The 18,149-nt window shown below is 67.0% G+C and carries 21 protein-coding genes; 9 read left to right on the top strand and 12 right to left on the bottom strand.

Translation table 11 applies throughout. The features are described 5' to 3' along the window. Window positions 1–233: 233 nt before the first annotated feature. Genes F6X61_RS26170 through F6X61_RS26160 form a run of 3 tightly spaced genes read left to right on the top strand, consistent with a single transcriptional unit; the run spans window position 234 to window position 3,463 of the window. Window positions 234–707, top strand: coding sequence for a MarR family winged helix-turn-helix transcriptional regulator (locus F6X61_RS26170; RefSeq protein ID WP_153789198.1), 474 nt, complete (start codon window positions 234–236; stop codon window positions 705–707). 30 nt (window positions 708–737) lie between these two features. Next, window positions 738–1,931, top strand: coding sequence for an HlyD family efflux transporter periplasmic adaptor subunit (locus F6X61_RS26165; RefSeq protein WP_153789197.1), 1,194 nt, complete (start codon window positions 738–740; stop codon window positions 1,929–1,931). Then, on the top strand, window positions 1,928–3,463 hold the full coding sequence (locus F6X61_RS26160; protein WP_153789196.1) for a DHA2 family efflux MFS transporter permease subunit: 1,536 nt from the start codon (window positions 1,928–1,930) through the stop codon (window positions 3,461–3,463). Before F6X61_RS26165 ends, F6X61_RS26160 begins: the two co-directional genes overlap by 4 nt. Before the next feature lie 24 nt (window positions 3,464–3,487). On the opposite strand, the gene F6X61_RS26155 is transcribed toward F6X61_RS26160, so the two are convergent. Genes F6X61_RS26155 through glcD form a run of 4 tightly spaced genes read right to left on the bottom strand, consistent with a single transcriptional unit; the run spans window position 3,488 to window position 7,663 of the window. After that, a complete protein-coding gene (locus tag F6X61_RS26155) occupies window positions 3,488–3,886 on the bottom strand; it encodes a heme-binding protein (RefSeq protein ID WP_153789195.1) in 399 nt (132 codons plus the stop codon). After that, complete coding sequence (gene glcF / locus F6X61_RS26150) at window positions 3,879–5,108, bottom strand: glycolate oxidase subunit GlcF (RefSeq protein ID WP_153789194.1); 1,230 nt, start codon at window positions 5,106–5,108, stop codon at window positions 3,879–3,881. Before glcF ends, F6X61_RS26155 begins: the two co-directional genes overlap by 8 nt. 9 nt (window positions 5,109–5,117) lie before the next feature. Then, a complete protein-coding gene (gene glcE, locus F6X61_RS26145) occupies window positions 5,118–6,164 on the bottom strand; it encodes a glycolate oxidase subunit GlcE (RefSeq protein ID WP_153789193.1) in 1,047 nt (348 codons plus the stop codon). Then, on the bottom strand, window positions 6,164–7,663 hold the full coding sequence (glcD, locus tag F6X61_RS26140) for a glycolate oxidase subunit GlcD (protein ID WP_153789192.1): 1,500 nt from the start codon (window positions 7,661–7,663) through the stop codon (window positions 6,164–6,166). Before glcD ends, glcE begins: the two co-directional genes overlap by 1 nt. A gap of 161 nt (window positions 7,664–7,824) precedes the next feature. Between glcD and F6X61_RS26135 the strand changes: the two genes are divergently transcribed. Beyond that, window positions 7,825–8,286 (top strand): YbjN domain-containing protein, encoded by a 462-nt coding sequence (locus tag F6X61_RS26135; RefSeq protein WP_153789191.1) that lies wholly within the window; start codon window positions 7,825–7,827, stop codon window positions 8,284–8,286. A 68-nt stretch (window positions 8,287–8,354) separates the two neighbouring features. Here F6X61_RS26135 and F6X61_RS26130 read toward each other — a convergent pair whose 3' ends face one another. Continuing rightward, entirely contained in the window at window positions 8,355–8,966 is a 612-nt protein-coding gene (locus F6X61_RS26130) for a LysE family translocator (RefSeq protein WP_153789190.1), read from the bottom strand. 102 nt (window positions 8,967–9,068) lie between these two features. On the opposite strand from F6X61_RS26130, the gene F6X61_RS26125 reads away from it, so the two are divergent. Beyond that, complete coding sequence (locus F6X61_RS26125; RefSeq protein WP_153789189.1) at window positions 9,069–10,043, top strand: GlxA family transcriptional regulator; 975 nt, start codon at window positions 9,069–9,071, stop codon at window positions 10,041–10,043. 161 nt (window positions 10,044–10,204) lie between these two features. Here F6X61_RS26125 and F6X61_RS26120 read toward each other — a convergent pair whose 3' ends face one another. Then, window positions 10,205–10,798 (bottom strand): DUF4157 domain-containing protein, encoded by a 594-nt coding sequence (locus tag F6X61_RS26120; protein WP_153789188.1) that lies wholly within the window; start codon window positions 10,796–10,798, stop codon window positions 10,205–10,207. Beyond that, window positions 10,785–11,348, bottom strand: a complete 564-nt coding sequence (locus tag F6X61_RS26115) for a TetR/AcrR family transcriptional regulator (protein ID WP_153789187.1) — start codon at window positions 11,346–11,348, stop codon at window positions 10,785–10,787. Before F6X61_RS26115 ends, F6X61_RS26120 begins: the two co-directional genes overlap by 14 nt. Before the next feature lie 89 nt (window positions 11,349–11,437). Between F6X61_RS26115 and F6X61_RS26110 the strand changes: the two genes are divergently transcribed. Then, on the top strand, window positions 11,438–12,169 hold the full coding sequence (locus F6X61_RS26110; protein WP_153789186.1) for an SDR family oxidoreductase: 732 nt from the start codon (window positions 11,438–11,440) through the stop codon (window positions 12,167–12,169). Between the two features lie 27 nt (window positions 12,170–12,196). Then, on the top strand, window positions 12,197–12,790 hold the full coding sequence (locus F6X61_RS26105) for a 2-hydroxychromene-2-carboxylate isomerase (protein WP_153789185.1): 594 nt from the start codon (window positions 12,197–12,199) through the stop codon (window positions 12,788–12,790). Here F6X61_RS26105 and F6X61_RS26100 read toward each other — a convergent pair. The 5 genes from F6X61_RS26100 to F6X61_RS26080 all read right to left on the bottom strand — a co-directional run bounded on the left by F6X61_RS26100 (window position 12,787) and on the right by F6X61_RS26080 (window position 16,569). Beyond that, window positions 12,787–13,068: a hypothetical protein gene (locus F6X61_RS26100; protein ID WP_153789184.1), complete on the bottom strand. Its 282-nt coding sequence runs from the start codon at window positions 13,066–13,068 to the stop codon at window positions 12,787–12,789. The genes F6X61_RS26105 and F6X61_RS26100 overlap by 4 nt on opposite strands. Before the next feature lie 7 nt (window positions 13,069–13,075). Further along, window positions 13,076–13,621, bottom strand: a complete 546-nt coding sequence (locus F6X61_RS26095; protein ID WP_110995475.1) for a cupin domain-containing protein — start codon at window positions 13,619–13,621, stop codon at window positions 13,076–13,078. An 80-nt stretch (window positions 13,622–13,701) separates the two neighbouring features. Further along, window positions 13,702–14,907, bottom strand: coding sequence for an MFS transporter (locus F6X61_RS26090; protein WP_153789183.1), 1,206 nt, complete (start codon window positions 14,905–14,907; stop codon window positions 13,702–13,704). An 85-nt stretch (window positions 14,908–14,992) separates the two neighbouring features. After that, a complete protein-coding gene (locus tag F6X61_RS26085; protein WP_153789182.1) occupies window positions 14,993–15,526 on the bottom strand; it encodes a cytochrome b in 534 nt (177 codons plus the stop codon). Continuing rightward, window positions 15,523–16,569: a catalase family peroxidase gene (locus F6X61_RS26080; protein ID WP_153789181.1), complete on the bottom strand. Its 1,047-nt coding sequence runs from the start codon at window positions 16,567–16,569 to the stop codon at window positions 15,523–15,525. Before F6X61_RS26080 ends, F6X61_RS26085 begins: the two co-directional genes overlap by 4 nt. A gap of 132 nt (window positions 16,570–16,701) precedes the next feature. On the opposite strand from F6X61_RS26080, the gene F6X61_RS26075 reads away from it, so the two are divergent. Together F6X61_RS26075 and F6X61_RS26070 are read left to right on the top strand one after the other, a co-directional pair. Beyond that, window positions 16,702–17,220, top strand: coding sequence for a sigma-70 family RNA polymerase sigma factor (locus F6X61_RS26075; RefSeq protein WP_153789180.1), 519 nt, complete (start codon window positions 16,702–16,704; stop codon window positions 17,218–17,220). Further along, window positions 17,217–17,969 carry an anti-sigma factor gene (locus F6X61_RS26070; protein ID WP_153789179.1) on the top strand — a complete coding sequence of 251 codons (753 nt, stop codon included), beginning with the start codon at window positions 17,217–17,219 and terminating at the stop codon, window positions 17,967–17,969. Before F6X61_RS26075 ends, F6X61_RS26070 begins: the two co-directional genes overlap by 4 nt. Window positions 17,970–18,149 lie beyond the last annotated feature (180 nt).

Raw genomic sequence — 18,149 nt, 5'->3', positions numbered from 1 at the left:
TGGCCAAGACCAAAGTAGGCCGCCGTAAGGGCGGAAAGGTGACTATGCGTCGCCATCGCAAATGAATGCGCATACATCCATCAAAACCAACACACTAAGCCCCGAACCCGAACCCGAACCCGAACCCGAACCCGAACCCCCAAAAATGAATCTTTACTTAGCATCCTAATCAATGCTTTGACATTCCCTGCCTAGGCAGTAATATTTACACACAATTACCCGAGCAAACCCCGATGTCCCATTTCACCCCGGAAAACTTCCAGACCTGCGCCATCGGCATGCTGCTCGGCCGCGCCGCGATCCTCAAGGACCGCATCCTCGACTGGCACCTCGAAGCCCACGGCGTCACCTCCGCACAGTTCAAGGTGCTGATCATCGTCACCCAGTACCAGGTCGACACCCCGGCCGAGCTCTGCCGCTACCTGGGCCTGGACAGCGGCTCGATGACCCGCATGCTCGACCGCCTCGAGCAGAAAGGCCTGATCCTGCGCAACCGCTGCCCCGAAGACCGCCGCCAGGTGCGCCTGGCACTCAGCGCCGACGGCCAACGCCTGGCCGACCGCCTGCCCCAGGTCGGCGCGGCGGCGATGAACGAACTGGTCGGCGTGCTCCAGCCCGAGGAGCTGAAAACCCTCGAAAGCCTGCTCGCCAAGGTTCTGCTCAGCGCCGGCGACCCCCTGACGATCCGCCGCTTCGGCGATCGTTGATCCCTGTCACGCATTCTCCAAGGTATTGTCATGGCCACTCCCGCTGACACCTCCACCCCAGCTGCCGCGCCCGACAACACGCGTAAACGCAAGGCCTGGCTGCTGGGCCTGCTACTGCTGCTGATCCTCGCCGGGGCCGCCACCTGGGCCTGGTACAGCCTGGTCGGGCGCTGGCAGGAAAGCACCGATGACGCCTACGTCAGCGGCAACGTCGTGCAAATCACCCCTCTGGTCAGCGGCACCGTCACCAGCATCGGTGCCGATGACGGCGACCTGGTGCAGGCAGGGCAGGTGCTGCTGCAATTCGACCCGGCCGACAGCGAAGTGGCCCTGCAGTCCGCCGAGGCCAAGCTGGCGCGCAGCGTGCGCCAGGTGCGCGGGCTGTACAGCAACGTCGATGCGCTCAAGGCGCAAGTGGCAACCCGCCAGGCCGAGCTGCAGAAAGCCCAGCAAAACTACAACCGGCGCAAGGTGCTGGCCGACAGCGGCGCCATCGCCCAGGAAGAGATCGCCCACGCCCGTGACGACCTGGCCGTCGCCGAGGCCGCCGTCAACAGCGCGCGCCAGCAGCTCAACACCAGCACCGCGCTGATCGACGACACCGTGGTCTCGTCGCACCCGGAAGTGATGGCCGCCGCCGCTGACCTGCGCCAGGCCTACCTCGACCACGCCCGCACCACTCTGGTGGCGCCGGTCACCGGCTATGTGGCCAAACGCACCGTGCAACTGGGCCAGCGCCTGCAGCCGGGCACCGCGACCATGGCGGTGATCCCGCTGGATCAGGTGTGGATCGACGCCAACTTCAAAGAGACCCAGCTGCGCAACATGCGCATCGGCCAGCCGGTGCAGATCACTGCCGACCTGTACGGTAGCGAAGTGAAGTACAGCGGCACCGTCGACAGCCTCGGCGCTGGCACTGGCAGCGCCTTCGCCCTGCTGCCGGCGCAGAACGCCACCGGCAACTGGATCAAGATCGTCCAGCGGGTGCCGGTGCGTATCCACCTGAACCCCGAGCAGTTGAAAGACCACCCGCTGCGCATCGGCCTGTCCACCGTCGCCGAAGTCGACCTGCACGACCAAAGCGGCCCGGCCCTGGCCCAACAACCACCGCAGCAGGCCAGCTACAGCACCCAGGTGTATGACCGCCAGTTGGTCGAGGCCGACAACCTGATCGCCCGGTTGATCCACGACAACAGCGCCAGCGGCAAGACGGCGCAGCGATGAGCCAGGCGGCCCCCGCGCAGTTCACCCCGCCGAGCCTGCTGCTGACCACCATCGGCCTGTCGCTGGCAACCTTCATGCAGGTGCTCGACACCACCATCGCCAACGTGGCGCTGCCGACCATCTCCGGCAACCTCGGCGTGAGTTACGAGCAGGGCACCTGGGTGATCACCTCGTTTGCGGTGAGCAACGCCATCGCCTTGCCGCTCACCGGCTGGCTGAGCCGGCGCTTCGGTGAGGTCAAGCTGTTCCTCTGGGCCACCTTGCTGTTCGTGCTGGCGTCGTTCCTTTGCGGCGTCGCCCAGTCGATGCCCGAGCTGGTCGGGTTCCGCGTGTTGCAGGGCGTGGTCGCCGGGCCCCTGTACCCGATGACCCAGACCTTGCTGATTGCCGTGTACCCGCCGGCCAAGCGCGGCATGGCCCTGGCGTTGCTGGCGATGGTCACGGTGGTGGCGCCGATTGCAGGGCCGATACTCGGCGGCTGGATCACCGACAGCTACAGCTGGCCCTGGATCTTCTTCATCAACATCCCGATCGGCCTGTTCGCCGCCGCCGTGGTGCGCCAGCAGATGCGCGCGCGGCCGGTGGTCACCAGCCGTCAGCCGATGGACTACATCGGCCTGCTGACCTTGATCGTCGGTGTCGGTGCGTTGCAGGTGGTGTTGGACAAGGGCAACGACCTGGACTGGTTCGAGTCCTCGTTCATCGTCATCGGCACGCTGATCTCGGTGGTGTTCCTGGCGATCTTCATCATCTGGGAGCTCACCGACCGTCACCCGGTGGTCAACCTGCGTCTGTTCGTGCACCGCAACTTCCGCATCGGCACCATCGTGCTGGTGGGCGGCTACTCGGCGTTTTTCGGCATCAACCTGATCCTGCCGCAGTGGCTGCAGACGCAGATGGGCTATACCGCCACCTGGGCGGGCCTGGCGGTGGCGCCGATCGGCTTGCTGCCGGTGCTGATGTCGCCGTTCGTGGGCAAGTACGCGCACCGCTTCGACCTGCGCCTGCTGGCCGGCATCGCCTTCCTGGCCATCGGCACCAGTTGCTACATGCGCGCCGGCTTTACCAACGAAGTGGATTTCACCCATATCGCCCTGGTGCAGCTGTTCATGGGCATCGGCGTGGCGTTGTTCTTCATGCCGACCTTGAGCATCCTGCTGTCGGACCTGCCGCCGCAGCAGATCGCCGATGGCTCGGGCCTGGCCACCTTCCTGCGCACCCTGGGCGGCAGTTTCGCCGCGTCGCTGACGACCTGGATCTGGATCCGCCGCGCCGACCAGCACCACGCCTACCTGAGCGAGCACCTCAGCAGCTTCGACCCGGCCACCCGCCATGCCCTAGACCAGCTGGGCGGGGCCAACCCGCAGAGCTACGCGCAGCTGGAGCAGATGCTCAACGGCCAGGCCTACATGATGTCGACGGTGGACTACTTCACCCTGCTGACCTGGGTGTTCGCCGGCTTGATCCTGCTGGTGTGGCTGGCCAAGCCACCGTTCACTGCCAAGGCCGGCCCGGCTTCGGCGGGGCACTGAGCCGCCGAGGCCGGGGCAGGGGCATCACAGCGCCTGTGCCCCGGCCTTGGCCACTTCTGCATCCTGTCCGGACTTGACCCCCGACACGCCGATCGCGCCGACCACCTGGCCCTCCACCCTCAGCGGCACGCCGCCTTCCAGGCTGGTCAGCAACGGCGCGGTGACGAAGGCGGTGCGCCCATCGTTGACCATCTGCTCGTAGTCGCGCGATTCCCGGCAGCCCAGCGCCGCGGTGCGGGCTTTCTCCATGGCGATGTAGGCGCTGGCCGGGGCGCAGCCGTCCAGGCGCTCCAGGGCCAGCGGGTGGCCGCCGTCGTCGACCACGGCGATGGTCACCGGCCATTGCTGGGCCTGGGCGTGCTGGCGGGCGGCGGCGAGCAGCCGGGCGACGTCCGCCTGGTCGAGTACGGGTTTGCTATGCATGGGGTGCCTCCAGGGCGTCTTCGACAATTTCGATCCAGTGCCGTACCGGTGTGCGGCCGGCGCCATCAAGGTGGAGCTGGCAGCCGATATTGGCGGTGGCGATGATCGCAGGTTTTCCGCTTTCCAGGGCCGCCAGGCGGTTGTCGCGCAGCTGGCGCGACAGCGCCGGCTGGGTCAGCGAGTAGGTGCCCGCCGAGCCGCAGCACAGGTGGCCGTCGGGCACGCTGGTGAGGTGGAAACCCAGGCGGGTCAGCAGGCTTTCCACGGCACCGCCGAGTTTGAGGGCATGCTGCAAGGTGCAGGGGCAATGGAAGGCCAGGCGCTGCTCGGTGCACAGGCCCAACTGCTCCAGCGGCTCGGCCTGCAGCAGTTGCACCAGGTCGCGGGCCAGGGCGCTGACCCGGACAGCCTTGGCGGCGTAGCGCGCATCGTCCTTGAGCAGGTGGCCATAGTCGCGCACGAAGGCACCGCAGCCGCTGGCGGTTTGCACGATGGCTTCGGCGCCGGCTTCGATGGCCGGCCACCAGGCGTCGATGTTGTGGCGGGCGCGTTGCAGGCCCTGTGCCTGGGCATCCAGGTGATAGTCCACGGCGCCGCAGCAGCCGGCCTCGCGGGCCGGTTCGACGCTGATGCCGAGACGGTCCAGCAGGCGCGCGGTGGCGGCGTTGGTGTTGGGCGACAGGGCTTGCTGCACGCAGCCTTCGAGCAGCAGCACGCGGCGTGGATGGCGCGGCGCCGGGCGCTGGCCGGCGTCGTGCACCTGGGCCGGCAACTTGGCCTTGAGGCCGCTCGGCAGCAGCGGCCTGAGGCTTTGACCGACCTTGGCCAGGGCCTTGAACGCGGCCGGATGCGGCACTACGGCACGCAAGCCCTCGCGCAACAGACGCTGACCCAGCGGGCGCGGCACCTGTTGTTCGACCACGGCGCGGCCGATATCGAGCAGGTCGTGGTACCTGACCCCCGAGGGGCAGGTGCTCTCGCAATTGCGGCAGCTCAGGCAGCGGTCCAGGTGCAGTTGGGTGCTGGCGGTCACTGGCTCGCCTTCGAGCACCTGCTTGATCAGGTAGATACGCCCGCGCGGCCCGTCCAGCTCGTCGCCGAGCAATTGATAGGTGGGGCAGGTGGCCGTGCAGAAGCCGCAGTGCACGCAGGAACGCAGGATGCTTTCGGCCTCTTCAGCGCGGGGCAGCTGCTTGGCGGCATCGCTCAGGTGGGTTTGCATGGCGTGGCCTCACAGGTCCGGGTACAGGCGGCCAGGGTTGAAGATGCCCTGGGGGTCGAGTTGCCGTTTCAGTGCCTGGTGGTAGCGCATCAGCGCCGCCGGCAGCGGCGCCGTGCTGTCATCGCCGGGGGCATAGGCGGTGGCATGGCCGCCGACCTTGGCCACCTGCTCACGGATTACCTGCGCTGGCGCACTGGAGGTGAGCCAGCGTTGCGCGCCGCTCCAGTCGATCAACTGCCGCCCCGGAAGGTCGAGCAGGGCGCAGGTGCCGGGTACCGACAGACGCCACAGCGGCGCTGGGTCGTCGAAGAACGGCAGGCGCTGTTCGCGCAGGTCGTACCACAGCCGGTTGTCCACCGCGTCGCCACCCAGCCGCTCGCGGGCCGAACGCACCGAGCCTTCGCCACCCTCCAGGCGCAGGTACAGCGCTTCACCGTCATGGCAGGCAGCACTGATCGGCAGCGGCTGCTGGCCCCACTCGGCCAGTGCGGCCAAGGCCTGCCGGCTGTCGATCGGCAAACGCAGGCTCAGGCATTGGCGCGGCCGGGGCAGTACCTTAAGCGACACTTCGGTGAGCAGTCCCAGGCAGCCGAAGCTGCCGGCCATCAAGCGCGACACATCGTAGCCAGCGACGTTCTTCATCACCTCGCCGCCAAAGCGCAGCAGCTTGCCGTGGCCGGTGATCAGTCGCGTGCCAAGCACGTAGTCGCGCACCGCCCCGGCCCAGGGCCGCCGTGGCCCGGACAGCCCCGCCGCGACCATGCCGCCGAGCGTGGCCCCTGGCCCCAGGTGCGGCGGCTCGCAGGGCAGCATCTGCCCGGCCTGGTGCAGCGCTGCTTCAATTTCGCCTAGCGGCGTGCCGGCGCGGGCAGTGATGACCAGCTCGGTCGGGTCATAGCTGACGATGCCGTGGTGGCCCCGGGTGTCGACGATCTCGCCGGCCACCGGGCGCCCGAGCATGGCCTTGCTGTTGCCGCCCTGGATGCGCAGCGGGGTACCCAGGTTCAGCGCCTGGTTGACCTGTTCCAGCAGGTCCTGGCTGAGGTCGCGGCCCATCAGAAACGCTCCAGGTCGGGGAAGGGCAGTTGGCCGTGGTGCACGTGCAGCGCGCCGAACTCGGCGCAGCGGTGCAGGGTGGGGATGTTCTTGCCGGGGTTGAGCAGACCTTGCGGGTCGAAGGCGGCTTTCACCCCATGGAACAAGGTGATTTCGTCGCTGTTGAACTGGGCACACATCTGGTTGATCTTTTCGCGGCCCACCCCGTGCTCGCCGGTGATGCTGCCGCCCACCGCCACGCACAGTTCGAGGATCTTGCCACCGATGGCCTCGGCCCGTTCCAGCTCGCCGGACAGGTTGGCGTCGAACAGGATCAGCGGGTGCATGTTGCCGTCGCCGGCGTGGAACACGTTGGCCACCCGCAGGCCGTACTGCGCGGACAAATCGCTGATGCCTTTGAGCACCCGGGGCAGCTCGCGGCGTGGGATGGTGCCGTCCATGCAGTAGTAGTCCGGCGAAATGCGCCCCACCGCCGGGAAGGCGTTCTTGCGCCCGGCCCAGAAGCGCACCCGTTCGGCCTCGTCGCAGGCCAGGCGCACGTCGCGGGCGCCGGCCTTGCGCAGCAAGGCATCGACCCGCGCGCAATCGTCCTGCACGTCGGCTTCCACGCCGTCGAGTTCGCACAGCAGGATGGCTGCCGCGTCCACCGGGTAACCGGCGTGAATGAAGTCCTCGGCGGCGCGGATCGCCAGGTTGTCCATCATCTCCAGGCCGCCGGGGATGATGCCGGCGGCGATGATGTCGGCCACCGCGCGGCCGGCGTCCTCGACCGTGTCGAAACTGGCCAGCAGCACCCGCGCCACCTGGGGCTTGGGCAGCAGCTTGACGGTCACTTCGGTGACGATGCCAAGCATGCCCTCGGAGCCGGTGAACAGCGCCAGCAGGTCGAAACCCGGGCTGTCGAGGGCATCGCTGCCCAGTACCAGGCGCTCGCCCTCGACCGTAAGAATCTCTACCTTGAGCAGGTTGTGCACGGTCAGGCCGTACTTGAGGCAGTGCACCCCACCGGCGTTTTCGGCGACATTGCCGCCGATGGTGCAGGCAATCTGCGAGGACGGATCGGGCGCGTAGTACAGCCCGAAGGGGGCCGCTGCCTGGGAGATCGCCAGGTTGCGCACCCCAGGCTGGACCCGGGCAAAGCGCCCTTGCGGGTTGACTTCAAGGATGCGGTTGAAGCGCGCCATCACCAGCAGGATGCCCTGGCTCAGCGGCAGCGCGCCACCGGACAGCCCCGTGCCGGCGCCGCGTGCCACCACCGGCACGCCACGTTGGTGGCACAGTTGCAGCAATGCCTGCACCTGCTCCAGGCGCTCGGGCAGCACCACCAGCAGCGGCACCGTGCGGTAGGCCGACAGGCCGTCGCATTCGTAGGGCTTGAGGTCTTCGCTGCGGTGCAGGACCTCGAGGTCGGGCAGGGCGTCGCGCAGGGCCTGCAGCAGTGCGGGCTTGTCCACGGCCGGCAGCGGGCCATCGATGCGCTCGTCGTAAAGGATGTTCATGCGGCTCACTCGGCGGGATCAAGCAGCAAGCGTAGCGGCTGATGCGGGCGAAATTCGAAGAAATCACGCAAAACCCAGTCGTTCAGCTATACAAGACACAGTGCGATGCGGCGCAAGTACGCGCCTGGCAATGATTTATCGACACCACAAGGAGCAAGACCATGACTGAACAAGCCCTGATCGAAAGCGTGAACGTCGAAACCCTCACCAGCCTGCTGCAGGACGCCGGCCTGCGCGTCAACCGCAGCGAGCAGAACGGCCTGGTGCAACTGCTCAGTGCCAGCCAGGGAATCGGCTTTGCCGTGCGCCTGGGCAATCCGGCGGCGATCGAAGGGCAGTTCCTCGACTTCACCTTCAGCTGTGCGCTGCGCATCCAGGGCGAACTGCCCGAGGGCGTAGTGGAGCACTGGAGCACTTCACGGCGTTTCGCCCGTCTGTATCGGCAGGGCGAGTTCCTGGTGATGGAGCTTGATGTGTTGGTCAGTGACGGAGTGACTGGCAAGCACTTGCTCAACCACCTGCAGCTGTGGGATCGCCTGTTGCAGGAGTTCATTACCTACCTGCGCGATTTCAGCCGCCATGCCGCGCAAACCGAGCAGGTAGCAACGCAGAGCGCCTCGTGAAACGACGCAATACCTGATGAACAACTGCGCGTTGAGAGCCGGCTCTCAGCGCGCAGTTGCAGCTTGCTTCAACGCCCCAACGGCAGCGCCACACCGATCAGCGCGAACAACCCGCCGCAGCACCTGTTGAAGCCCTTGCCGCCCTTGCTGAGCCAAGGCCGGATGCGATAGGCCAATCGCGCCAGCAGGTATTCGACCACGAACTCCACACTGGCGAAGGTCGCCGCCATCACCACGAACTGCAGCGCCAGGCCGCGTTGTGGGTCGATGAATTGTGGCAGGAAGGCGCCATAGAACAGCAGCACCTTGGGGTTGGCCATGGCCGACAGAAAGCCTTGGCGGAACAAGCCGGCATTGCCCAACCGGGCGCTGCCCGCGCTCAGTTCGAGGTGCAGCGCCGGGGTGCGCCACAGTTGGATGCCCAGCCACACCAGGTAGGCGCCGCCGACCCATTTGAGCACCGTCAGCACCTGGGCCGAGGCCTGCAGCAGGGCGCTCAGGCCGAACATGGCCAGGGCGATCAGGGCGCTGAAGCCGAACACCCCGCCGACGATGGTGAACAGCGTGCGCCGCGCGCCGTACAACGCGCCGTGGGTCAGCGCCAGCAGGCTGTTGGGGCCTGGGGTCAGCGACAGGCCGATGCTGGCGAGCAGGTAGATAAGCCAGGTGTCGAGTGCCATTGGGGTATGCCTTGTAGGTTTGCAGGGCGCCAGTGTAGGGCCGAGCAGGTGGCTTTTAAGGGTATGATCCGGACATCTGACGGTAATATCTGGACATTCTGCATGACCCCCGACTTGCGCCTGCTGATCCTGCCCGTGCCGGAGTTCGCCTTGCTGCCGTTTGGCGCCTTCCTCGACAAGCTGCGCTTCTCCGCCGACGACGAGGACTACAGCCGCCAGCGCTATTGCCGCTGGACCGTGCTGGGGCTGGACGCGGCCCCCGTGGTATCCAGCAGTGGCGCGGTGGTGCAGGTCGAAGTCAGTGTCGAACAGGTGGTTTGGCGCGATTACGACTACCTGGTGCTGTTTGGCGGGCGCAGTGCGGGGGCAACGGTTGCGCTGGCCCCGCGTTACCGGGATGTGTTGAAACAGGCGGTGAAGGCGGGGGTGAAGCTGGTGGGCGTCGACAATGGGGTGTTTCTGCTGGCTGCCTGCGGTGTGCTGGACGGGCACAAGGTGGTGGTGCACTGGCGCCACGAGGCCGAGTTTCGTGCCGCATTCCCCAGGGTGCAGGTACTGACCGAGCAGCTGTATTGCATGGACGGTAGCCGTATCACCTGCGCAGGAGGGACTGCCGCCATCGACCTGGCAGTGGAACTGATCGCCCGCGCCAGTGGCCGGGCCCGTGCGCTCAAGGGCCTGGCCGACATGCTGGTGGACGAGAGCCGCGACAGCCGTCATGCCCTGCGCTCGCTGGATGCAGGGCCGGGGCATGGGCGCCAGGTGCAGCGGGCCACGGCGTTGATGCGCCATCACCTGGCATCGGGGCTTTCGGTCGAGCAACTGGCAGCGCAGCTCGGCATCAGCCGGCGTCAGCTCGACCGCCAGTTCCAGGCCAGCCATGGCATGAGTGCCAAGGCCTGGTGGTTGGAACTGCGGCTGCAGCAGGCGCGCTGGCGGTTGGTCAATGGCAGCCACAGCCTGGCGCAGATTGCCGAGGAGGTGGGATTGGGGGATGGGAGTTACCTGGGCAAGTGGGTGCGGCGGCGGTTTGGTTGTACGGCTTTGGCATTGCGCAGCAGCCGCGCGACGGATTAGCAGACGAGGTTGCTGCGCGTTCAGTGTAGGAGCGGCCTTGTGCCGCGAAAGGGCCGCAAAGCGGCCCCAGCAATCTTCACCCTATGCGCGATAGCCGGGGCCGCTACGCAGCCCTTTCGCGGCACAAGGCCGCTCCTACAGGTGCCTCACCGAGTCGCGGATCAACGCGCACCACCCGCCCCACGCTCGCGCAACGCCTTGGCCACTTGCGCCTCGATGGCGTAGGCCGGCCCCTCCAGCTCATCGTAATTGCGGGTATAGCGCCGGGCGAATTCCTCCACCCCCAGCTCCTGGTACTGCTGCACGTGCTTGAGCTCGTGGGCCCACAGCGCCACGTTGTCCTCGGCATCGGCCGCGCGGCGGAAAATCACCGTATCGATCAAGGTCACGGCGTTCACATCGGGGTTCTGCAGCATGGCGTTGGCGGCGCTGACCTGCTGCTCATCGCCGACCTGGTAGCGCACCGTGTCGAGCACGGCGAAGTCGTACCAGGTTTCGAGCTGGGCACGGATATGCAGCGGGATCGGCTGGGTGCCTCGGTTGGTGGCGTCATCGCGGGCCTGGCGCAGGGCGAACACCAGGCTGGCGGTGGCCATGCGTTCGACATCCTGCAGCACCTGACCACCCTGATTGGGGTCGAGCGGGGCGCAGAAGCACACCACCAGGCACACCTGGTATTGCCCTGTGGGGCAGCTTTGCTGGGCCACGGCGGGGAGTGCGAGCAGCAGGCCGAGCAGCGAGCTAGCAATCTTCATCGAACACCTTGCCGACCAGCGCGCGGCTGGCCTCCAGCACTTGTTCCTGCACCTGTTCGCTGGCGAGCATGCGCCCGACCACCAGCGCGCCGACGCACTGGCTGAGCAGCGCCCAGGCCAGTTGCGGGTCCTTGAGGGTGTCGCTCCAGGCCCGGTGCAGTTCCACCAGCCAGTGCTCGGCCTCCTCGCGCACCGGGCGTTCGGCACGGGCGATCTCCACGCCCAGTGGCGGCAGCGGGCAGCCACCTTCGGCGTTGTGCAGGTGGGCGAGGGTCAGGTACTGCTCGAGCAGGCGCTTGAGCCGCGCGCGGTCGGTGCCGCGGTTGGCCTGGCGCGCCAGCGGGCTGTTGCACAGCTCGCGGCGGACCACTTCGGTGAACAGGTCGTCCTTGGACGGGAAATGGTTGTAGAACGCGCCGCCGGTCAGGCCGATGGCCTTCATCAACCCGGCCACGCCGGTGCTGGCGAAGCCGCCGCGCTTGGCCAGCGCGCCGCTGCTGGCCAGCAGTTTCTCGCGGGTCTGTTGCTTGTGTTCGGTGGAGTAGCGCATGCACAGGACCTCGTTGCGCTGGCTTGACGGTGGCGTGATCGTAGCATAGCGTTCGTTTACTAAACGATCATTCATCAATGGAGAGGTCCATGGCAGAACAACAAAAGGTCGTGCTGGTGATCGGTGCGGGGGATGCCACCGGCGGCGAAATCGCCAAGCGCTTCGCCCGCGAGGGCTACACCGCTTGCGTGACCCGGCGCCAGGCCGAGAAACTGCAGCCGTTGCTGGACGAAATCCGCGCCGCAGGCGGCCAGGCCCATGGCTTTGGCTCGGATGCGCGTAAGGAAGAGGAGGTGGTCGAGCTGGTCGAGACCATCGAGCGCGATATCGGCCCGATCGAGGCGTTTGTCTTCAATATCGGCGCCAATGTGCCCTGCAGCATTCTCGATGAAACACCGCGCAAGTACTTCAAGATCTGGGAGATGGCCTGCTTCGCCGGCTTCCTTACCGCGCAAGCTGTGGCACGGCGCATGGTCCAGCGCGAGCGCGGCACGATCCTGTTTACCGGCGCCACTGCCGGCACTCGCGGCGCCGCCGGCTTCGCGGCCTTCGCCGGGGCCAAGCATGGCCTGCGCGCCCTGGCCCAGAGCATGGCGCGGGAGCTGGGGCCACGGAACATCCATGTCGCCCATGTGGTGGTCGATGGTGCCATCGACACCGCCTTCATCCGTGACAGCTTCCCTGAACGTTATGCGCTGAAAGACCAGGACGGCATCCTCGATCCTGCGCATATCGCCGACAGCTACTGGTTCCTGCATGCCCAGCCGCGTGATGCCTGGACCTTCGAGCTGGACCTGCGGCCATGGATCGAACGCTGGTAACCCCCTCCCTGACAAAAGGACTGCCATATGAGCAAGACCGTTGAGTTCTATTTCGACCTGGGCAGCCCGGCCAGTTACCTGGCCTGGACCCAGCTCCCCGCACTGTGCGCGCGCCACGATGCGCAGCTGCTGTACCGACCGATTCTGCTGGGCGGGGTGTTTCAGGCCACCGGCAACGCTTCGCCGGTGATGGTGCCGGCCAAGGGGCGCTACATGTTCACCGACCTCAAGCGCTTTGCCGACCGCTATGGCGTGCCGTTTGGCCTGCCGCCGGGGTTTCCGGCCAACACTCTGAACCTGATGCGCGGTGTCATGGGCACGCAATTGCAGGCACCGGAGCGTTTCGAGGCGTTGCTCAAGGTGCTGTTCGAGGGCTGGTGGGGGCAGCAGCGCAACCTGTCGGATCCCGCCGTGCTGGCGGCGACGTTGCAGGAGGGTGGTTTCGACCCTGAGGCGCTTCAGGGGCTGGCTGCACAGGACGAGGTCAAGCAGGCCCTGAAGGAGGCCACCGGGCAGGCCGTGGCCCGCGGTGTGTTCGGTGCGCCGACCTGCTTTGTCGGTGAGCAGATGTTCTTCGGCCAGGACCGTCTGGACTTTGTCGAGCAGGCCTTGGCGCGCTAGACCAGTAATTGCTCGATACGCTGGCGTTCCCACAGGCTCAGGTGGTCGACGGGGTTGGTGCCGTAGCGGTGCCAATCCTCAAGCGCGCCCTGGCGCCCGTCGGGGCTTGCGCACTGGCTGCAATGAGCCAGGCCTTCGTCGTCCAGGGCCAGGCTCAAGCGCCAGCCATCGATGCACACGGCCACCTCTGCGGACCGGGCGATGATCTCCAGCGGCGCAACGCCGAGGGCGGCGTCGCGCAGGCACTGGTAGGCCTCACGGCTGCTGACCAGGGGCATCACGCGATCAGAAGTTCGCCGGGGTGTTGGCGCTGATGATCTCGGCCTCGTCCGGGCCGATATTCTTGAAGCTGTGGGCGAGGGTAGTGGGGATGTAGTAGCCGTCGCCGGCGTTAAGGATGCTCACCTGGCCGTCGACCCACAGTTCCATGGTGCCGCGGGTAACCAGGCCGCACTCTTCGCCTTCGGCATGCACGATCGGCTCGCCGGAATCGGCACCGGGTGCATACAGCTCGCGCAGCATGCGCATCTGTCGGCCTTCGACGCTGGCGCCGACCAGCAGCATGCGCAGGCCGTTGCGGCCCAGGTCGGGCTGTTCGCCGCCGCGGAACACGAAGCGTTCTTCGCGCACCGGCTCGTCGAAACTGAAAAACTCCGCCAAGGACATGGGGATGCCTTCGAGCAGTTTTTTCAGGGAGCTGACCGAGGGGCTGACGCGGTTCTGTTCGATCTGCGAGATCGTCGAATTGGTCAGGCCGCTGCGACGGGCCAGTTCCCGTTGCGAGAGGTTGTTGCGTTCACGCACCAGTTTGAGTCGTGTCCCCGTGTCCATAGCCGCCTTGTTTGCAGAGGTGTAAAAAATAATGGGCGACGCATTAAAACACACTCTGCCTGCCTTGCGCGCTGTGCGTGTCAGTGGCGTTTGTCGGCAGGTGCGGGCCATAGCCCGACCAGCAACAGCAAGGCGGCCACGGCCAGGAACGGCATGCGCGGATCGACGGCATACACCAGCGTGCCGGCCAAGGGCCCGATCACCGCGCCCATGCCCTGGGCGGCGCCGACGGAGCCTGCGGTAGCACCCTGTTCCGAGGCGTGCATGGCATTGGCCGCCATGGCCGAAAAGGCCGGGAAGACGAAGCCCATGCCGAATGCGGCAATGAAGAACGCCGCCCACAGCCAGGGCGCACTGGCGGCAAAGGACGCAGCAGCGAAGCCCAGCCCGGAAACGCTGGCACCCACGCGGATCATCTTCAGCGGTGGCCATTCGAGCTGGCGCAGCAGCACCTGCGCCAGCATCAGCGCCACGCCCACGCTGGTCAGCGCCACACCGGCCGCCTGGGCGGCCTCGCCTGCAGCCAGTTGCAGGCGGTCGAGGGCGAAGAAGCCAACGGTGATCTGCGACACGGTCACGCTGAGCATGGCGCTGAAGGCCACCAGCAGTGGCCGGCGCAGGCGTGGGTCGGACAGCCGCACCGGGCTTGGCGCATGGCGCTGGGGCAGTGGCTGTGGCTTGAGTTTGAACAGCAGCACCACGAACGCCGTGGCCGGCAGCACCGACAGCACGTAGAACGGCAGGCTCAGGCTGTAGCGCGACAGCATTGCCGCCAAGGCCGGGCCGAGCACCAGGCCGACCGCGTTGGCGGCGCCCAGCGAGGCCATGGCCCGGGCCCGGCGCTGCGGTTCGACATGGTCGGCGATCAGTGCATTGCCGGCCACTGGCAGCGCCGCGTAGAAGGCGCCGATCAGGCCGCGGGTCAGCATGAGGCCGATGAACGCCAGGGTGGCCCCGGGCAGCCAGCGCAGGGCGCCGTCGATGAACAGGCACAGCAGCCAGTAGGCCAGGGTGAACCCGGCGCTGCCCAACAGCAGCACACGGCGCCGGCCGAGGCGATCGGCGGCGCGGCCCCAGGGACGGGCCAGCAGCACCCAGACCACGCCGGCCACGGTGACCGCCGCACCGGCCTGCCAGGTGGCCATGCCCAGCAGGCGGGCGATCGGGCCGATCAGGGCAACGAAGGCCATCATCGACAGGGTGCAGGCCATGTTGACCAGCAGCAGTGGGCGCAGGTCGAGGGTGCTGGCCGGGGTGAGGGTGGCAGGGTCCTTTGCGACGTTCATGGGCAGTCCGGGGCAAATCAGCGAAATGAGCGCCGATGTTAGTAATAATTATTTACAGCTGTCGACCCCGCGCGCCTGTCGGTGCTCATTCACCCCGGCGCAACGGGCCTGGCCACATGCTACGCAACACGCCGTCGCGGCGCACCAGGGCATGCATCAGCGCCGCGCCCAAGTGCACCAGCACAGTGGCGAACAACAGGTAGCCGGCCCAGCCGTGGGCCTGGCGCAGCGCAGCGTACAGTTGCAGGTCGTGGGGGGCGATGGCTGGTAACTGCAGCGGGCGTGGATAGCCGCCCGCCGAAAGCATCGCCCAGCCCAGCAGCGGCATGGCCAGCATCAGGGCGTACAGCAGCAGGTGCGAGGCGCCGGCGGCCAGGCGTTGAATGGCGGGCAGGTCGCGCGGCAGCGGCGGGTGAGGCAGGCTCAGGCGCAGGGTGATACGCAGTAGCACCAGCACCAGCAGGGCCAGTCCGGTGGCCTTGTGCAGTTCGACCATCAATGGATGATGGGTGGACAGGTCGCTGACCATGCTCACGCCGATGAACAACATGGCCAGGATCAGCACCGCCATCAGCCAGTGCACCAGGCGGGCCAGGGGGTGGAAAGCGGCGGGGGTCATGGGCGGGCTCCTTCGCTCAGGGCTTCATGGCTGCGGCGGTTGAACGACACCGAGTAGGCCGCCGAGCGGGCGGCGAGGATCGGGTCGTCGGACGCTTCGATGCCGTGGGGCAGGATCAATGGGTCGAAGTTGAGGTCGCGGCACGCTCCCTGTTCGGGGCCGTCCACCTGCTCCAGCACCAGGGTGCCGGCGTCGATGCTGCGCCGCTCGCTGGGCCAGGGGCGGGCCGGGTCGTTGACCGGGTCGCCGGGTTCGGCCAGGGTCAGGCGCAGGGTCCAGCGCAACGGGCCTTGAGCCATGCGCTGGGCGAGGTCGTGCTGGAGGAATTGCTTGTCATCGACCTGGGCGGGCAGGGCGGCGAACGGCGTCTGTGGCTCCAGCGTCCAGCGCACCGGGTGCTTGTTGCCGTGGTCGTCGATCAGGCGGAAGGCGTTGATGCTGTTGTAGGCGGTACTGGCAAAGCTGTCGCTGGGTTTGTAGGCCGCCGCCCATTGGCGGAACGCCGCGCTTTCAGGGTGGGCGGCAAAGAATGCCTGGAGCCTGGCCGGGTCGGGCTTGCCGGTGGCCGCAACCGGGGTGCTGGCCAGCACTTGGTCATAGAAGGCTTCGGGCGTGCTGACCGCCAGCACTGGCGGGTTGTTCATGCCGGTACGCCAGACCTGGCCGTCATCGCTGGCGAGCTCGATGGCCAGGCTGCGCACCGGTACCGCGGTGTCCGGGGCGAACGGGTTGGCACCGCCGATGGCGAAGCGGCCGATCACCGGCACCTTCTGCTGGCTGAACACCCGGGCCGTGGAAAACGCCGTGGCCTGGCCGCTGCTTTGGAAGTAACCGCTGACGCACAGGCCCTTGGCGTGGTTTTTCCGGTAGCCCGGGTGATGGCCGGCCTGGGCTTCAAAGGTGTCGATGATGCGCTGGGGCGTGAGCCTGGCGGCGCCGATCCAGCCAGCGGCATAGGCGAAGCCCGCGCCGAGGGCGGCCAGCGTGATGCCGATGGCGGTTAGGCGCAGGGCTTTGGCGGGGCCGTGCAAGGGTGTGTTCATGGGGCGATCCGGTGGCGGTGAATGAGCCGGTACGACGGGCGGCCCAGTCTTTTATTCCGGATCAGGGAATAGATTTTCCCTTGCGCCGTCTGCCTCTTACACTGACTGCCCAATGGGGCCTGGAACCCGACCATGCACGACCTGGACGATCATCAATGGCGCGAGCTGCTGCAGCGCCTGCGCCGCTTCGCCCTGTGGCTGACCCGCGAAGCCAGCAGCGCCGACGACCTGGTCCAGGCCACGGTCGAGCGCGCCCTCAGCCGGCGCGCCCAGCAGCGCGAGATGGACAGCCTGCGGCCTTGGCTGTTCACCATCCTTTACCGGCTGTTTCTCGACGGCAAACGCCGCGAACGCCTGCATACGCGCTGGCTGGCCTGGTTCGGTCGCAGCCAGGCTGAGGAGCCGCTGGGCGGTGATACCGAGAGCATCGTGCTGGCCCAGGCCGACTTGAAGGCGTTCGCGCGGCTGTCGGCCGAGCAACGGGCGTTGCTGTTGCTGGTCAGCGTCGAGGGTTTGAGCTACAAGGAGGCCGCCGAAACCCTGGGTATTCCCATCGGCACGGTGATGTCGCGCCTGTCGCGCGCCCGCGCCGCCTTGCGTGAACTGACCGAGGGCAACCCGGCGCCAACGTCCCTGCGGAGACTCAAATGACCCGTCTGATCCCCACCGAGCATGAGCTGCATGCCTACATTGACGAACGCCTGACGCCTGAGCGCCGGGCGGAAGTGGCGGCCTGGCTGGCAGCCAACCCGCAGGAAGCGGCGCGGATCGAGGCCTGGCGCAACGATGCTCGGCGTCTGCGGGCGGCTTTGGCGGGGTTTGCAGAGCGTCCCGTCGACCCTGAACTGGATCTTGCCCCGCTGCGTCGTCGCCTGCGCCAGCGCCGGCAGCGGCGGTTGGCCTCGGCGGCGGTGCTGGTGCTGGCGGTGGGGTTGGGTGGGCTGGGGGGCTGGCAGGCGCGGGAGGCAACGCTGGTAGTCGCTGGGTTGCCCATGGCCGATGCGGTGCAGGCGCACCGGATGTTTGCCGAGGCGTCCGCGCTCGATATCCAGGCGAGTGATCCGGGGCGGTTGCAGGCTTGGCTGGGGCGGCACTTCAATCGGGTCGGGCAGTTGCCTGATCTGAGCGGGTATGGCTTCCAGCCGGTGGGGGCGCGGTTGTTGAGCAATGAGGTGGGGCCGGCGGCGTTGCTGGTGTTCGAGGATGGGCAGGGGCAGCGGGTCAGTCTGTTCTTGCGTTCGCCGGGGGAGCGGTTTGAGCGGATGCCTAGTGGGCAGCGGACCGATGGGGGGCTGGAGGCGCGGTATTGGTCCCATGGGGACTACAACTTTGCGTTGGTCAGTGCGGTGGATGATGGTCGGGGGGAGGCGTTGCGGCGGGCTTTGGATCTGAGTTTGTGAGTTGGTTGCTGGTTGCTGGTTGCTGGTTGCTGGTTGCTGGTTTTTGGGTGTTGGGTGTTGGTTTTGAGTTTTATATGCGCATTCATTTGTGATGTCGACGCGTAGTCACCTTTCCGCCCTTACGGCGGCCTACTTTGGTCTTGGCCAAAGTAGGCAAAGCCGCTCGCTCCCATCATACGG

Origin of the sequence: Pseudomonas sp. EMN2 (assembly GCF_009650555.1) — a bacterium.
Lineage (GTDB): Bacteria > Pseudomonadota > Gammaproteobacteria > Pseudomonadales > Pseudomonadaceae > Aquipseudomonas > Aquipseudomonas sichuanensis.
The sequence above is the reverse complement of the archived record's forward strand: the minus strand, read 5'-3'. Positions and strand labels throughout refer to the sequence as shown.

What these genes read in the sequence shown, in the direction of transcription:
- F6X61_RS26110 (WP_153789186.1), top strand. Translation starts at nt 11,438, where the DNA reads ATGGCAGAACAACAAAAGGTCGTGCTGGTGATCGGTGCGGGGGATGCC.
- F6X61_RS26070 (WP_153789179.1), top strand. Translation starts at nt 17,217, where the DNA reads ATGACCCGTCTGATCCCCACCGAGCATGAGCTGCATGCCTACATTGAC.
- F6X61_RS26095 (WP_110995475.1), bottom strand. Translation starts at nt 13,621, where the DNA reads ATGGACACGGGGACACGACTCAAACTGGTGCGTGAACGCAACAACCTC.
- F6X61_RS26120 (WP_153789188.1), bottom strand. Translation starts at nt 10,798, where the DNA reads ATGAAGATTGCTAGCTCGCTGCTCGGCCTGCTGCTCGCACTCCCCGCC.
- glcF (WP_153789194.1), bottom strand. Translation starts at nt 5,108, where the DNA reads ATGCAAACCCACCTGAGCGATGCCGCCAAGCAGCTGCCCCGCGCTGAA.
- F6X61_RS26130 (WP_153789190.1), bottom strand. Translation starts at nt 8,966, where the DNA reads ATGGCACTCGACACCTGGCTTATCTACCTGCTCGCCAGCATCGGCCTG.
- glcD (WP_153789192.1), bottom strand. Translation starts at nt 7,663, where the DNA reads ATGAACATCCTTTACGACGAGCGCATCGATGGCCCGCTGCCGGCCGTG.
- F6X61_RS26080 (WP_153789181.1), bottom strand. Translation starts at nt 16,569, where the DNA reads ATGAACACACCCTTGCACGGCCCCGCCAAAGCCCTGCGCCTAACCGCC.
- F6X61_RS26075 (WP_153789180.1), top strand. Translation starts at nt 16,702, where the DNA reads ATGCACGACCTGGACGATCATCAATGGCGCGAGCTGCTGCAGCGCCTG.
- F6X61_RS26085 (WP_153789182.1), bottom strand. Translation starts at nt 15,526, where the DNA reads ATGACCCCCGCCGCTTTCCACCCCCTGGCCCGCCTGGTGCACTGGCTG.
- F6X61_RS26165 (WP_153789197.1), top strand. Translation starts at nt 738, where the DNA reads ATGGCCACTCCCGCTGACACCTCCACCCCAGCTGCCGCGCCCGACAAC.
- F6X61_RS26135 (WP_153789191.1), top strand. Translation starts at nt 7,825, where the DNA reads ATGACTGAACAAGCCCTGATCGAAAGCGTGAACGTCGAAACCCTCACC.
- F6X61_RS26125 (WP_153789189.1), top strand. Translation starts at nt 9,069, where the DNA reads ATGACCCCCGACTTGCGCCTGCTGATCCTGCCCGTGCCGGAGTTCGCC.
- F6X61_RS26155 (WP_153789195.1), bottom strand. Translation starts at nt 3,886, where the DNA reads ATGCATAGCAAACCCGTACTCGACCAGGCGGACGTCGCCCGGCTGCTC.
- F6X61_RS26160 (WP_153789196.1), top strand. Translation starts at nt 1,928, where the DNA reads ATGAGCCAGGCGGCCCCCGCGCAGTTCACCCCGCCGAGCCTGCTGCTG.
- F6X61_RS26105 (WP_153789185.1), top strand. Translation starts at nt 12,197, where the DNA reads ATGAGCAAGACCGTTGAGTTCTATTTCGACCTGGGCAGCCCGGCCAGT.
- F6X61_RS26100 (WP_153789184.1), bottom strand. Translation starts at nt 13,068, where the DNA reads ATGCCCCTGGTCAGCAGCCGTGAGGCCTACCAGTGCCTGCGCGACGCC.
- F6X61_RS26170 (WP_153789198.1), top strand. Translation starts at nt 234, where the DNA reads ATGTCCCATTTCACCCCGGAAAACTTCCAGACCTGCGCCATCGGCATG.
- F6X61_RS26090 (WP_153789183.1), bottom strand. Translation starts at nt 14,907, where the DNA reads ATGAACGTCGCAAAGGACCCTGCCACCCTCACCCCGGCCAGCACCCTC.
- glcE (WP_153789193.1), bottom strand. Translation starts at nt 6,164, where the DNA reads ATGGGCCGCGACCTCAGCCAGGACCTGCTGGAACAGGTCAACCAGGCG.
- F6X61_RS26115 (WP_153789187.1), bottom strand. Translation starts at nt 11,348, where the DNA reads ATGCGCTACTCCACCGAACACAAGCAACAGACCCGCGAGAAACTGCTG.